This is a genomic window from Nonomuraea sp. K271 (assembly GCF_009908215.1).
Lineage (GTDB): Bacteria > Actinomycetota > Actinomycetes > Streptosporangiales > Streptosporangiaceae > Nonomuraea > Nonomuraea longispora.
Map to the genome: position 1 here is coordinate 1 of NZ_JAAAHR010000088.1, position 14478 is coordinate 14478.

Consider the following 14478-nt stretch of genomic DNA (forward strand, 5'->3'; position numbering starts at 1 on the left):
GTCTTCGGCTGACCCCCGGCGGTTGCCCGGGAACCCCTCTCCCCTTTTTGCCGAAAAAGTGATATCACTTAGATAGCAAGGTGAAATCGGTGGAGAGGGAGTCGGGCCATGACCGAGACATCAAGCGGGGTCGCGGTGGAAGGAGCGGTCGTCGACATGCCGGCGCCACGGACGAACGAGCGCCCGGTGCGGGCGGCCGGCGGGTTCATGATGCTCGGCGTGGCCACGCTGGTCACGCTCGCCGGGGCCGCGCTGCTCGTCGTCGCGATCGCCATGCTGGCCTCGGGGGCCGGGCAGGGCGGCGTGTGGCTGCTCGTGCTGTCCGTCCTGGTGATGCTCACCGGCGTCGTGCTGTTCTTCGGGCTCACCGCGGTGGCCCCCGGCGAGGCCAGGGTCGTGCAGTTGCTCGGCCGCTACGTCGGCACCCTGCGTACGCCCGGCCTGCAGTGGGTCAACCCGATCACCGTGCGGCGGCCGGTGTCCACGAGGATCCGCAACCACGAGACGGACGTGACGAAGGTCAACGACGCCGACGGCAGCCCCATCCAGATCGCGACCGTGGTGGTCTGGCAGGTGGAGGACACGGCGCAGGCGGTGTTCGAGGTGGACGACTTCGTGGAGTTCGTCGCCATCCAGGCGGAGACGGCGGTGCGCCACATCGCGGGCAGCTACCCGTACGACTCGCACGGCGAGCCGCGGCTGTCGCTGCGCGACAACGCCGAGGAGATCAACGAGAAGTTGTCCGCGGAGATCTCGATCAGGGTGGCCGCGGCCGGGGTGAAGGTCATCGAGTCCCGCATCATCCACCTGGCCTACGCGCCCGAGATCGCCCACGCGATGCTGCGGCGCCAGCAGGCCGGCGCGGTGGTCGCGGCCCGCCAGCGGATCGTCGAAGGCGCGGTCGGCATGGTCGAGACGGCGCTGGCCAAGCTCGCCGAGCACGACGTGGTCGACCTCGACGAGGAGCGCAAGGCCGCCATGGTCAGCAACCTGCTCGTGGTGCTGGTCGGCGATCGCGACACACAGCCGATCGTGAACACCGGAACGCTCTACCAGTAATCGTCGTGGAACGAAAGAAGATCCTCCTGCGGCTCGACCCCGTGGTCCACGACGCGCTGGCCAGGTGGGCGTCCGACGAGCTGCGCAGCACCAACTCGCAGATCGAGTTCGTGCTGCGCAGGGCCCTGTCGGAGGCCGGGCGCCTGCCCGACGGCGTGGGGCGGATGCGGCCCCGCGGACGCCCGAGGAAGGCCCAGGAGGACGACCAGGAGGGCAAGGAACAGGCGGATGAAGACGGAGATGCGGGTGAAGCGGGATGAGTCCCTGCCCCAAGCGGCGTTCCTGCTCGCCTTCGACCTGCGCAAGGGGCGGCTGGCCGACCGCGGCGAGCTCGGCTACCTGCTGCGCGCGGCGGCGCTGGCCGAGCTGCTGGTGGCCGGCAACCTGACGGACGACGCGGGCAGGGCGCGGGCGGTCGTCGCCCCTGTCGATCCCGGCCCGCTGCAGGCGGCCGTCTGGGAGCAGATCGCGAACTCCCCGCCCCGGTCGTGGCGGCAGTGGATCCGCAAGGACCGCGCGGGCGCCTTCCGCCTCGTGCGCGACGAGCTGGCAGCCGCCCGGCTCATCCGGGTAGAGCGGCGGCGGGTGCTACTGTTCCCCGTCGAGCGGATCACGCCGCGCAAGCCGTACCTGTCACGCAGGCTCGCCGAGCGCGTCAGCAGGGCGGCGAGCGGCGGCCGGCCCGCGAACCGCCTCGACCGGGACGTACGGATCCTCGCGGCCCTCGCGGCGGCGGCCAGGCTGAAGATGATGCCGCCGGAGCGGGAGCAGCGCCACCACGGCAGGAGACGGATCGAGCAGCTGTCGGAGCCGGTCGAACCGGTGGCCACAGCGCTGCGCGAGAACGTGCAGGACGCTCAGGCCGGCGAGGGCTGAGCGCGGACCGTCCTCATCGCTCGCTCGCCTTCGGGACAGGCTCCGGCGATCCGGCTTTCACGGTGGCGCGAAGGTGCCCGCGAGCCGCGCGGTCCGGGCGGCCAACTCGGCGACAGTGATGCGGTCGAAGTCGCGTACGGCGCTCCGGACATGAACATGCGTGGTTCCGACCAGCTCCGGAGGGATGCCGTCCCGCCCGTGCAGGGCACCGTAGACGCTGCCGACCGTCGCGGCATTGGAGTCGGTGTCTCGGCCACCCGAGATGGTGAGACCGACCGCGTCCATGAAGTGCCCGCCCCACAGCAGGCCGATCGTAATGAGCGCCGCGTTGTTGACCGTGTGCACCCACGGGTAGTCGCCCAGTGCCTCGTCCACCCAGTCGAGCGCCTTCACTCGCCCGGCGCCCTGCTCGCGCAGCGACAGCACATGAGCGAGGGCGAAATGGAGTCTGGACCGGGGCGGCACCACAGACAGTGCGTGACGAAGAGCCTGCTGGACGCTGTCGGCGGCGAGCGCCGCGGCGACGAGCGCGGCCGCCCACATCTCGCCGTACTTGCCGTTGGCCGTGTGGCTCAGCCGGGCGTCCACGAGCGCCAGGCGAGCCGCGCCCGCGGGATCGCCCGGCGACACGTAGCCGAAGGCGTCACCTCGGATGAGCGCCCCGATCCACTCCCGGTACGGGTTGTCGGTGGTCGCGGTGGCGGGCGGGCGCAGACCACCGATCAGGTTGCGGTACGCCGCCCGCTCGGCGGTGTAGGTCTGGGTGAACGGCACCCTGTCCAACCACGTGGCCGCGATCTGCTCGGTGGTGAAGCCGGCTCCGTGGGTCTCCAGGACGTGCAGGGCCAGAATCGTCCAGTCGATGTCGTCGTCCCGGGGCACGTCGACGAAGCGACCGGCCGTCGCGACCTGCGCGGATGGATGCAACGCGCCGACTCCTTCGGGCAGCGGGTCGAGCAGGGGGAGGTACCCGGTCTGCGGCGACTGTCCCGCGGCGCGCAGGTAGGCCGCGATCTCGGCGCGGGTCAGGCCTTCCACTGGCTTGCCGAGCGTGTTGCCCACCGCGCGTCCCAGCCAGGCACCGTGGATCCGCTCCGGCAGGAGCTCCCGTTCGGCTTCCACCGGCGAGACCGTGGCGGCGTGCTCCAGCAGCACGCGGTCGTTCTCCGGCTCCTCGAAGTCCCAGCCGGGGTCCCGTTCGAGCTCCGCCAACCGCGTCCGCACCTCGGCCAGCCCGGCGAGGTCGCCCTCGGCCGCCGCTTCGCGGGCGGCGGCCCGCAGGCCACCGACCTGGTATCCGCTGAGGGCAAGCTGCTCGGCCTCGTCGGGCACGAGGTCGCGCGGGTCGAGTACGTCGTGCACGTTGCGTCCTAGCTCGAAGGAATGAGGAGAGGCCGGGTCAGCCCTTGATGGCCCCGGACAGGAAGCCCTGGGTGACCTGCTTCTGCATGGCCACGAAGAGCACCACGACGGGCAGGATGGTGATCAGCGTGCCCGCCGCCAGCGGCCCGATGTCGATGGAGCGCCCCCCGAGGAAGAGGTACAGGCCCGTCGTCAGCGGCCGGTACGCACCGCTGGGGATGTAGAGCAGCGGCACCAGGAAGTTGTTCCAGTTCTGCAGGAAAGTGAACACGGCGAGTGCGCCGATCCCCGAACTGACCAGGGGCAGAATCACCTTCAGGAAGATCTGCCACTCTGAGGCACCGTCCATGCGGGCGGCCTGGTCCAGCTCGACGGGGAGGTCGGAGAAGAACGCGCGCATGAAGAACGTGCCGAATGACAGGCCCGTGCTGGCCAGCACCAGGTTGACCCCGAGCAGGCTGTCCAGCAGTCCCATGCTGCGGAGCTGGAAGTACAGCGGGATCATGTAGGTGAAGAACGGCACGAGCAGGCCGAGGACCACCAGGTAGAACAGGAGGCTTCGCCCTGGGAACGGCAGTCGCGCGAACGCGTACCCGGCCATCGTCGAGAGCACCACGACGAGGAGCGTGCTCGGCACCGACAGCAGGAAGCTGTTGACCACGTAGCTGCCGAAGTCCCCGACCGTCCAGGCCTTCTCGACGTTCTCGGTGGAGAACGACGAGAACAGGCCGAAGGGGTTCACCTTCACGTCGTTGCCGGTCTTCAGCGCCGTGGAGACCGTCAGCACCAGAGGGAAGAGCATCAGCGCGGACAGGCCGAGCAGGAGAAGGTGCTTGCCGGTCAGCAGGAGGCGACCGCGCGTGCTGGATCCAGCGGTCCGGTGGCTCATGCGCCCATTCCTTGCAGTGAGAGCTTGCGTTGCAGCCGGTTCATCCAGACGGCGAACGGGATGGATATCACCGTGATGACCAGCGCGAGCGTGGTGCCGTAGGAGATCCGGTTGAGCTGGAACGCGCTGCTGTAGGCGTAGGTCCCGAGCACCTCCGTGGCACCGGCCGGGCCGCCGCCGGTCATGACGAAGATGATGTCGAAGACGCTGAAACCACCCAGCAGCGTGATGGTGGTGACCATGAGGAACACCGGCATGATCTGCGGAAGAATGATGTGGCGCAGCCGCTGGAAGCCGTTCGCCCCGTCAAGGCGGGCGGCGTCGACGAGGTCGATGTCGACGTTCCGCAGCGCCGACAGGAAGATGATGAAGACGAAGCCGACGGTGGCCCAGATCGCGGTGCCGAGCACGGCGTACAGCGCGGTGTCCGGGTCGCCGAGCCACCCCTTGGCGAGTGAGCCCAGCCCCACCGTCTCGAGGACGCGGTTGAGCCAGCCTCGCGAGGGTTCGTAGATCCAGCCCCAGACGACACCGACGGCCACCTGTGGCAGCACGAACGGCAGGAAGAACGCGATCCGGTAGAGCACGCTCGCTCGCCGGACGTTCCATACCAGCACGGCGAGGCCCAGCCCGAACACGATGGGAGAGGACGTGCCGATGACGATCCAGATGACGTTGTTCTTGAACGCGGCCCATACGTCCGGGTCCTGCGCCAGCTCGGTGAAGTTGGACAACCCGATCCATGGCGGGGTGGGGTCGAAACCGTTGAAGTCGACGAAGACGTAGTAGATCGCACTCGCCATGGGCAGCAGCAGGAAGACTGCCACCATGGCGACCAGCGGAGCCACCATGAAGAAACCCAGCCGGGCCTGGGCCCTGCGGGTGACGCGGGGAGTGTCCGCCTTGATGGTTCGCCAGGGCAGGCGGCGACGGGCCGGCGTCCCCCGTTCCGGCGCCGTGGTCGGTGCTGGAGCTGTCGCCTTGGTCGAAGCGCCTGTGGTCACTGCTCTGCCGCTGCCTTGAGACTCGCGGCGACTTCCTCAGCGCTCTGCTGACCGGTGAGGACCGCCTGCACGCCGTCGTACATCGCCTCGCTGAGAGTGTCGGAGACCATCACGTCGATGTTGTGGCCGAAGTCGCCGCCTGCGCCCACCTTGGCGGTGTCCTTCAGCACCTGGGTCAGCAGGGGCGAGACGTCGATGTCGGCGGTGTCCATGGGCCTCGGGGGGATCGTGTGCAGGTTCTCGACCGTCCAGCGGCCGTGTTCCTCGGACTGGAGGAAGTTGAGGAACTTCTCCGCGGCTTCCTTGTTCGACGCGGTCGCCGAGATCCATGGCCCCGAGCCCAGGCCGCCGGTGAAGATCCCGGGGCCATCGGGCGCGGGGAAGGGGATGTACCCGACCTCGAATTTCGCCTGGTCGTCGATCTCGCCGACCAACCAGCTGCCGGTCGGGATCATGGCGGCTTCACCCGAGAAGAACATCGCGGTCGAGGTGTCGTAGTCCACCGAGGTGGGCGACTTGGGAAGATAGCCCGCCTTGTTGAAGTCCGCCCACAGTTGCAGCGCCGCCGTGACCTCCGGGGAGTCCCAGGACTTCTTGCCGCTGAACAGGGCCTCCATCCCGTCGCCGCCGATCGTGCTGGAAAGGGCCATGCTGAGGAGGTGTCCGCCCTCCCATGCTTCCTTGTCGCCGACGGCCATCGGCACCTTGCCGGCCGCGCGGATCTTCTCCGCGGCCTTCTTGAGGTCGTCCAGGTTCCGCGGCTGGGCGAGCCCGAGGTCGGCGAAGATCTTCTTGTTGTAGAAGAGACCGATGGTCTCGAGCTCACCCGGGATCCCGTAGACCTTCCCGTCGTAGGTGACTCGCTCCTTGGCGAAGTCGAAGGTCTTCCAGCCGTACTTGTCGTAGGCGGCGGTCAGGTCCTGCACCAGGCCGGCCTTGACGAGCGCCCCGCCGAAGCTCGGGCCTGAGCCCCAGCTGAACACGTCGGGTCCTTCACCGGAACGGAGCTGGGTCTGCAGGACCGTGCGCATGTTGTCGAAGGGCAACGTGGTGACCTTCACGTCGATGCCCGACTTCTTTTCGAAGCCAGCGATGTCCTCCTTGAGAGCTTTCAGAGCTTCCGCGTCCTCCGGCTCCTCGATGAGGTATTTGAGCGACTTGGAGTCGTTGTCATCGGAAGAGGGGGAAACCCCTCCGGTGCACGCGGCCGCCAGAAGGCACGCCGCGGCGGCGGCCAGAATCTTCAGGGGTGGGATGTGCATGCGTGAGCCTCTCGGTGAACGTGCCCTGTTATGTCACATGGGACGCGATCCGGGCCGACATAATTTCACTGCGAAATTATGAAGTCAAGAGGGGGTGTGTCCAACCTCAGGGAAAGCTCGCCTTGATCGCAACCACTGCCGCTCCCCGAGCCCACTCCAGGAAGTCCATCGGCCTGATCACCGGATCCAGCACGCTGACCTGCTCGTCCGCGTATTCGACGCGGCCGGCGCGCAGACTGTCAGGCGCGATCTCGACAAGCCGCACACCTTCTCCGGACAGGATGATGCGGTCGACTCCGGTCAGCGAGGTGATCGCCGCCGTCGCGCGGCCGACGGCGTGCGCCGCCTCGGCGACGACGCGCGCCGCCGCCGGGTCACCGGCTTCGGCGAGTTCGAGCACCTCGTCGTAGGTGGTGAGCCGCCCGTGCGCGAGGGAGACGGTGTTGGCCATCGCCCCCGAGGTCACGAGGGCCGTCATGCAGCCACGATGGCCGGCGGGACACAGCGGCCCATGCGGGTCGACGGGCAGGTGGCCGATCGGGCTGACCAAGGTCGGGACGAGTTCGTGGTTGATCACGAGCCCGTACCCCACACCCGCGCCGACCGTCAGCAAGGCGAAGTCCGGATAGGTGCGCCCATAGCCGAACCACTGCTGCGCCATCGTGAGGCCCACCACGTCGTTGGCCAGGAACAGCGGGGCATCGACCTGCTCGGCGAGCAACGTACGGAACGGCACCTCGTGCCAATCCAGGAACGGCGAGTCAGCCACGGTCTCCCCCTTGTCCACCCGGCCGCCCACGGTCACGCCGACGCCCCGCACGGGCCGGCCGGCTCTGTCCTCCATCCGGGAGACGACGCCGGCGACGCAGGACACCACGTCCGGCACGTCCAGCGACGGCTCGGGCAACATCTCGCTGGCCAGCACCTCGGCCCGGAGGTTCGTGAGCACCGCGTAGATCGACTCCCTGGTGAGCTTCACGCCGACGTACCGGTGGTCGTCAGCGACGACATCGAGGAGGACCGACGACCGCCCGCGGCCGGTCGTGCGCACGGACTCGGACTCCACCAGGACACCCGCATCGAGCAGCGGCCGCACCAGGCGGGTCAGCGTCGGCGCCGACAGACCGGTCTTCTTCGCGAGCTGGGCCCGGGATTGGGCACCATGCACGAGGACGTCGATGGCAATCGCTCTCGACGAGGCGGGCAGGTCGGGGCGCATTGATCCTCCTGATCCGAGAGCCTGGTCCGACCGCCCCGGAACAGGGGGTCGTCCACCGGCGATCCGTATGGCATGCTGTCCAGCTATAGTTTCGCTGTGAAATTATAACTGGAGCGCACATGAGTTTGTCGACGGCCGGGTCCGTCCGGGTTCACACGCTGACCGCCGCGGCCACGTCCCTCGTGGTCGACGTCAGCTCGGGCGTGCCGCGAGTTCTGCACTGGGGGGCGCGGCTGGACGACGACCCCGCCCACGAACGTTTCCTCGCCACCCTGAGCGAGGCGCAGTTCGGAGCGGACGGACTGCCCGGACAACACCGGCACCCCGCCGTGCTGCCCGAGCAGTCGGCCGGCTGGATGGGCACCCCCGGCCTGGAGGGACATCGGAACGGGACCGCCTTCAGCACGCGGTTCCTCGCCTCGGAGCACGAGCTGTCCGGCCGGCCGGACCAGGGTCAGGTGCTCGTGAGCCGGGCGGTCGACGAGACCGTGCAGCTCGCCCTGACGACGACCGTCGAGCTCTCCGCCGAAGGAGTCGCGCGCCTGCGGGCGGCCGTGACCAACACCGCGGAGAGCGGGACCTTCACGGTCGATGCCATGCGCCTGGCGCTGCCGGTCCCCGCCGAGGCGCAGGAGATTCTCGACTTCACCGGGCGCCACCTGCGAGAGCGCTCCCCTCAGCGGCATCCCTTCCACGCCGGCACACACGTACGCGAGGGCCGCCGCGGCCGCACGGGCTCCGACGCGAGCTTCCTGCTCGTGGCGGGAACGAGCGACTTCGGCTTCCGGCGTGGTGAGGTGTGGGCCGTTCACACCGCCTGGAGCGGCAACCACGTCACGTTCGCGGAGCTCGGCCTCAACGGGCTGCGCCTTCTCGGCGGCGGCGAGGTCCTCCTTCCGGGAGAGATGCCCCTCGAGCCTGGGGACACCTACACGACCCCCTGGCTGTACGCCGTCCACGGCAACGGACTCGATGCCGTCTCCGCCGCCTTCCACCAGCATCTCCGGGCGCGGCCCGCCCACCCGGCCTCGCCGAGGCCCGTCGTCCTGAACACCTGGGAAGCGGTCTACTTCGACCACGATGTGGACACCCTGATCGAGCTGGCGACGCTTGGCAGCAAGGTGGGGGCCGAACGTTTCGTCCTCGACGACGGCTGGTTCCTCGGCCGACGTGACGACAGAAAGGGGCTCGGTGACTGGCAGGTCGATCCCGCCGTCTGGCCGAAGGGCCTCCACCCTCTGGTCGAGGCCGTCCGTGGCCTGGGCATGCAGTTCGGGCTCTGGTTCGAGCCGGAGATGGTCAACGACGACTCGGAGCTCGCCCGCGCGCATCCCGAGTGGATTCTCGCGCCGGGCGACGGACGCCTCCCCCTCACGGGCCGCCACCAGCACGTGCTCAATCTCGCCATTCCGGAGGCCTTCGACCACGTGCTCGAGTCGATCAGCGCGCTTATCGCGGAGTACCGGATCGACTACATCAAGTGGGATCACAACCGCGACCTGGTCGAAGCCGGCGACCGCCGTACCGGCGAGGCGAAGGTGCACGCACAGACCTCGGCGGCGTACGCCCTGATGGACGAGCTGCGCCGCCGGCATCCCGAACTCGAGATCGAGTCGTGCTCCTCCGGCGGAGGCCGGGTCGACCTCGAGGTGCTCCAGCGCACCGACCGGGTATGGGCGAGCGACTGCATCGACCCGCTGGAACGGCAGAGGATCCAGCGGTGGACCGGCCTCGTGCTGCCGGCCGAGATGGTCGGCAGCCACGTCGGCGCACCGACCGCCCACACGACCGACCGCACGCACTCCCTGGCCTTCAGGGCGGCCACGGCCCTGTTCGGCCACTTCGGCATCGAGTGGGACCTGCGCACTGCCTCCCCCGAGGAGTTGACGGAGCTCGGCGAGTGGGTGGCGCTGTACAAGCAGGAGCGCGAGCTGCTGCACAGCGGAACCGCGGTGCACTGCGACTACCCCGACGACGCCTACTGGGCCCATGGCGTGGTGAGCCAGGACCGGACGCGAGCACTCTTCGCCTTCGTGGCGCTCGACACGTCCGCGGCCGCGCAGCCGGGCCGGATCAGACTGCCGGCCCTGAACCCTGACCTGTTCTACCGCGTCGAGCCTGTCTCCCTCTCGGCCGGCGCCCTCGTGCGCACCCGCAGCGGTAAGCCCTCCTGGTGGCTCGACCGTCCCGTCATCTCCGGCAGGGCGCTGGAGGCCGTCGGGCTGCAGGGACCCATGCTGTACCCCGAGCAGGCGCTCGTCTTCCGCCTGGTCGCCGATCAACCCCCACAGAAGAGGAGCTGAAAGCCCGTGGGACACCTTGTACGTTTCTCCTCGCCAGGCACGGTCGACGTGGTCGAGGTCGAGGACCCGTCGCCGGGTCCCGGGGAGGTCCTGCTGGAGACGGCGTACTCCGGGATCTCCGCCGGCACCGAGCTGACGGCCTACCGGGGCACGAACCCCTACCTGGCCAGTGAATGGGACCCGGCCCGCAAGCTGTTCGTCCCGGGCAGCTCGACCATGTCCTACCCGATCGACGCCTGGGGTTACGAGGAGGTCGGCCGGGTGGCCGCGGTCGGATCCACGGGCGACGAGGACCTGGTCGGCAAGCTCGTCTGGGGTTCGTGGGGGCACCGGTCGACGGTCGTGCGCCCGGTCGAGTACGCCAGGCAGAGGCTTTTGCCCGGCGTCGAGCCGATGACGGGCGTCTTCGGACGGATCGGCGCGATCGCCTTCAACGCGATCCTCGACGCCGACATCCACCTCGGCGAGTCGGTTGTCGTTTTCGGAGCCGGCGTACCCGGCCAGATCGTCGCCCAGCTGGCCCGCCTCAACGGCGCGCGGGTCACGGTCGTCGACCCGGTCCCCGCGCGGCGCGCCCTCGCCGAGCGGCTCGGCGCCGACGAGACGCTGGACCCGGCCAGTGACGGCGTCGCCGCCGCGGTTCGCGCCGCCACCGACAACCGGGGAGCGGACGTCGTGATCGAGATGAGCGGCGCGTACCAGGCGCTCCAGGAAGCCGTCCGCACCGTCGGCTACAACTCCCGCGTGGTCGCCGGCGGGTTCTTCCAGGGGCCGGCGACGGCCCTGAAGCTGGGTGAGGAGTTCCACCACAACCGGGTCGCCATCGTCTGCTCGCAGATCTCGGGGGTGGCGTCGCACCTGCAGCACCGCTGGAGCGACCTGCGCATGTCACGCACGGTCCTGTCACTGGCTCATGACGGCAAGCTCGCCCTGGACGACCTCGTCACCCACGTCTTCCCCGCCAAGAGCGCATCGGACGCCTTCGACATGCTGGACAAAATGCCTCAGGACGCCCTTCAGGTCGTCCTCGACTACAGAGAGACCGCATGACCGACGTACGACCTTCTCCCATGTCCAAGGGCGAGGTGGGCTGGGGCATCCTCGCGACCGGGGGCATCGCCAACGCCTTCACCCGCGACCTCGTCACGCACGGCCACCGCGTCGCCGCGGTCGGGTCGCGGTCGGCGGACAACGCGCGTGCCTTCGCCGAGAAGTGGGGCATCGAGCACGCTCACGGTTCGTACGACGAGCTCGTGGCCGACCCTGACGTCGACATCGTCTACGTGGCGACCCCCCACAACTTCCACGCCGCCAACGCGACGGCCGCCCTCGAGAACGGCAAACATGTGCTGGTCGAGAAGGCGTTCACCGTCAACGCCGCCGAGGCCCGCGCTGTGTTCGAGCGCGGTCGCAGCAAGGGGCTCCTCGTCATGGAGGCCATGTGGACGCGCTTCCTCCCTCATATGGCGTACGTGAGGTCGGTGATCGAACGCGGCCTCGTGGGCGACGTCCGTTCGCTGCACGCGGACCACACGCAGCGGCTCCCGTCAGACCCCGCGCACCGGCTCAACGACCTCGGCCTCGCCGGCGGCTGCCTGCTGGACGTCGGCGTCTACCCGGTGTCCTTCGCCCACGACATCCTCGGCGATCCCGTGGAGGTCACCGGGCGCGGCACCCTGAGGGACACCGGCGTCGATGTCTGTGTGGCGACGGTCATGCGTCATCGCAACGATGCCGTCTCGACGACGTACTCCTCCATGGAGACCAGAGGCCCCAACACCGCCGTGGTGCTCGGGACCGAGGGCCGGATCGAGATCGACTCGGTCTGGTACTTCCCCGCGGCGGTCACCGTGAAGGACGTGGCGGGGCAGGAGCTGGAACGGTTCGACGAGCCGGTGACCGGCAGAGGCATGCAGTACCAGGCCGCGGAGGCTGAGCGGCTGATCGCCGGGGGCAAGGTGGAGAGCCCGCTGGCCACCCACGAGCAGTCGGTCGCGGTGATGACCACCATGGACGCCGTACGCGAGGAGATCGGGGTCCGCTACCCCGGCGAATGAAGCCGGGGAGCTGCTCGCCTGCCGCGGAGTCGATCTCGAAACGCGCGCCCTAGGACGGATCGGGCCCCAGGTAGGCGAGCACGGCGGCCACCCTGCGGTGCACGTCCCCGCTGTTCTCCAGGCCGAGCTTGGTGAAGATGGCGTTCACGTTCTTCTCCACCGACGAGACCGACAGGTGCAGGGCCCGCGCGATGGCCGAGTTGGAGCGGCCGTGCGCCATCTCCCGCAGCACGTCACGCTCGCGGTCGGTCAGGTCCTCCCGCTGGCCGCGCACGTCACGCCTGGCCAGCAGGCCCTCGACCACCTTCGGGTCGATGACCGAGCCGCCCGAGGCCACCGCGCCGATCGCGCCGAGCAACTCGTCCAGATCGCCGACCCGGTCCTTGAGCAGATAGGCGTAGCCCTCGGTGCCGTGCTTGAACAGCTCGAACGCGAACAACGCGTCCGCGAACTGCGACAACACCACCACGCCGACACCCGGATGGTCGGAGCGGATGCGGTGGGCGGCGTCGATGCCCTCGAACCCCTGCCGCCACTCCCCTCCCGGCATCCGGATGTCGGTGATCACGACGTCGGGCCCGAGCCGGCGTACGGCGTCGAGAAGCTCGTCGGCGTTGCCCACCGCGCCGACGACCGTCACCTCGCCCGACATCTCCAGCAGCCGGCGGGTGCCCTCGCGCACCAGGTAGTGGTCATCGGCCACGACCGTGCGGATCGGCTCACTCATCGACCGGCACCCACGCGTTCACCCGTGTCCCCTTCCCCTGCTCGGTGTCGATGCCGAGGCCGCCGCCGAGGGCGTCCAGCCGGTCCGACAACGTCGCCAGCCCTCTGCGCGGCGTGTGCGACACGTCGAAGCCCTTCCCGTCGTCGGTGACGGCGGCGGCCAGGCGGCCGTCCGCAAGGGTCAGGCGTACCTCTATGGTGGTGGCCTCCGCGTGCTTGAGCGCGTTGGCCACGGCCTCGCTCACGGTGAAGTACATCGCGCCTTCTGTCTCGTCGGTGAAGCGCCTCGACCTCAGGGCGGGGGCCGAGGTCACCGTCGTACGCACGGGCAGGCGCGAGCATCGCTCCTCGACCGCCTCCACCAGGCCGCCCTGGCTGAGTGACGACGGGTGGATGCCGGCCGCCAGCTCGCGCAGGTCGGCGAGCGTCTGCCGGGCCTGCTCGCGCAGCTGGGCGAGCATGTCGGCGCCCGCTCCCGTGGCGCGGGCCAGCTCGATGCCGGCGATGAGGGCGACGAGTTGTTGTTGCACGCCGTCGTGGATGTTGCGTTCGATGCGGCGGCGTTCGGCCTCCTGGGCGTTGACCAGCCGGGTGACCAGCCCGGCGCTCTGGATCGCCAGCCCCGCGGGCACGGCCAGGGCCTCCAGGAGCCGCCGGTCCTGGCCGGTCAGCGGCCCCGCGTCCCTGGGGCCGCACTCGATGTGCCCGAGACCACCGCGTACCGGCATCGTCAGCACGGCCGGGCCCTGCGCCTGGCCGGCCACCACGCGGGTCCCGTCGGCTAGCGTCACGGCCGCCCATTCGAGCTCCAGCCCGTCGCGTACGGCGGCGGCCAGCCGGCCGAGCTGTTCCACCGGCTCGGGTGTGTCCTCCAGTGCCGTGCCCAGGTCCGACAGCACCTCGCCGACCGTGGGCCGAACGTCGAACACCAGGTGCAGGCGCGATCCCCTGACTCCGATCCGGATGTCGAGCAACCGGTGCCGTACTATCGCCACCACCATGGCGGCGGGAAGCGACCCGACCAGCGCCATGCCCGCCGCCCCCACGAGGAACGGCGTGTCCAGCCCGAAGAGCATGAGCATCGTCAGCGCGCCGCCCGCCACGGTCGCGGCGACGCCCGCGACCATGCACGCGTACTGCCCCCGCTCGGCCCGCTCGCTGCGCCGCCAGCGGACCACGAGCCCGCAGAACACGATCGCCGCGACGATCCAGGTGACGAACTGCCCGGTGCCCCCCACGAACGCCGCGACCAGGTTCTCCAGGACCATCGGGTTGGAGAGGTCCACCCCGCCCGCCGCCGTCCCGATGCCGTGCGCGGCGATCGCGGCGCCCGCGATCCACGGAACGGCGCGCCAGCGTCGCGAGGGCAGCCGGCCGTCGGGGAACAGCAGGGGGACGAAGATCCAGGTCAGCCCGTAGAACAGGGCGAGCCCGACGGACTGCACGTAGACGAAGAATCCCGAGAAGGCGCCGGCTCCGATCAGCCCTGTGCCCAGCATGCCGGCCCCGAGCGACAGCGCGGCGGCGAGCAGCACCCAGCCGTAGCGGATCTCCGGGCGTCTGTACGCCAGCAGCCACCCGACCGCCGGCAACATCAGGGCGACCAGGATGAACGGCAGCATCTCCGGCAGGCCGTACTCCACCGACGTGCCCACCGTGATCCCCGCGGCCGAGGCCACCGCGAGCAGCCCGGCCACCAGCCTGGATCTCATAAGCCTCCA

13 protein-coding genes are annotated in these 14478 nt (G+C 69.6%); 6 read left to right on the forward strand and 7 right to left on the reverse strand.

Annotated elements, in window-relative coordinates; translation table 11 throughout:
- Positions 1 to 108 precede the first annotated feature (108 nt).
- The 3 genes from GUY59_RS26930 to GUY59_RS26940 are packed head-to-tail and all read left to right on the forward strand — an operon-like array spanning position 109 to position 1935.
- On the forward strand, positions 109 to 1059 hold the full coding sequence (locus GUY59_RS26930; RefSeq protein ID WP_138202378.1) for an SPFH domain-containing protein: 951 nt from the start codon (positions 109 to 111) through the stop codon (positions 1057 to 1059).
- A gap of 5 nt (positions 1060 to 1064) precedes the next feature.
- Positions 1065 to 1319, forward strand: coding sequence for a hypothetical protein (locus tag GUY59_RS26935; RefSeq protein ID WP_425465121.1), 255 nt, complete (start codon positions 1065 to 1067; stop codon positions 1317 to 1319).
- Complete coding sequence (locus GUY59_RS26940; protein WP_201761378.1) at positions 1288 to 1935, forward strand: GOLPH3/VPS74 family protein; 648 nt, start codon at positions 1288 to 1290, stop codon at positions 1933 to 1935. The genes GUY59_RS26935 and GUY59_RS26940 overlap by 32 nt, the downstream gene beginning before the upstream one ends.
- A 57-nt stretch (positions 1936 to 1992) precedes the next feature.
- Here GUY59_RS26940 and GUY59_RS26945 read toward each other — a convergent pair whose 3' ends face one another.
- The 5 genes from GUY59_RS26945 to GUY59_RS26965 form a co-directional block, all read right to left on the reverse strand.
- A complete protein-coding gene (locus GUY59_RS26945) occupies positions 1993 to 3297 on the reverse strand; it encodes an ADP-ribosylglycohydrolase family protein (protein ID WP_138202379.1) in 1305 nt (434 codons plus the stop codon).
- A 37-nt stretch (positions 3298 to 3334) separates the two neighbouring features.
- On the reverse strand, positions 3335 to 4186 hold the full coding sequence (locus tag GUY59_RS26950) for a carbohydrate ABC transporter permease (protein WP_138202380.1): 852 nt from the start codon (positions 4184 to 4186) through the stop codon (positions 3335 to 3337).
- Entirely contained in the window at positions 4183 to 5037 is an 855-nt protein-coding gene (locus tag GUY59_RS26955) for a carbohydrate ABC transporter permease (RefSeq protein WP_138202381.1), read from the reverse strand. Before GUY59_RS26955 ends, GUY59_RS26950 begins: the two co-directional genes overlap by 4 nt.
- Before the next feature lie 149 nt (positions 5038 to 5186).
- Complete coding sequence (locus tag GUY59_RS26960; protein ID WP_138202382.1) at positions 5187 to 6452, reverse strand: ABC transporter substrate-binding protein; 1266 nt, start codon at positions 6450 to 6452, stop codon at positions 5187 to 5189.
- Positions 6453 to 6558: 106 nt separating this feature from the next.
- Positions 6559 to 7671 carry an ROK family transcriptional regulator gene (locus GUY59_RS26965; RefSeq protein ID WP_138202383.1) on the reverse strand — a complete coding sequence of 371 codons (1113 nt, stop codon included), beginning with the start codon at positions 7669 to 7671 and terminating at the stop codon, positions 6559 to 6561.
- 119 nt (positions 7672 to 7790) lie between these two features.
- Between GUY59_RS26965 and GUY59_RS26970 the strand changes: the two genes are divergently transcribed.
- From GUY59_RS26970 to GUY59_RS26980, 3 genes are read left to right on the forward strand one after another with little or no spacing between them, the layout of a single operon-like run.
- Positions 7791 to 9974: an alpha-galactosidase gene (locus GUY59_RS26970; RefSeq protein ID WP_138202384.1), complete on the forward strand. Its 2184-nt coding sequence runs from the start codon at positions 7791 to 7793 to the stop codon at positions 9972 to 9974.
- 6 nt (positions 9975 to 9980) lie between these two features.
- Complete coding sequence (locus GUY59_RS50860; protein ID WP_138202385.1) at positions 9981 to 11024, forward strand: zinc-dependent alcohol dehydrogenase; 1044 nt, start codon at positions 9981 to 9983, stop codon at positions 11022 to 11024.
- Positions 11021 to 12031, forward strand: a complete 1011-nt coding sequence (locus GUY59_RS26980) for a Gfo/Idh/MocA family protein (protein WP_138202386.1) — start codon at positions 11021 to 11023, stop codon at positions 12029 to 12031. The genes GUY59_RS50860 and GUY59_RS26980 overlap by 4 nt, the downstream gene beginning before the upstream one ends.
- A gap of 49 nt (positions 12032 to 12080) precedes the next feature.
- Here the strand turns inward: GUY59_RS26980 and GUY59_RS26985 are convergent, their stop codons facing one another.
- Together GUY59_RS26985 and GUY59_RS26990 are read right to left on the reverse strand one after the other, a co-directional pair.
- Entirely contained in the window at positions 12081 to 12758 is a 678-nt protein-coding gene (locus tag GUY59_RS26985) for a response regulator transcription factor (protein WP_138202387.1), read from the reverse strand.
- Entirely contained in the window at positions 12751 to 14469 is a 1719-nt protein-coding gene (locus GUY59_RS26990; protein ID WP_138202388.1) for a sensor histidine kinase, read from the reverse strand. Before GUY59_RS26990 ends, GUY59_RS26985 begins: the two co-directional genes overlap by 8 nt.
- Between the last annotated feature and the right edge of the window lie 9 nt (positions 14470 to 14478).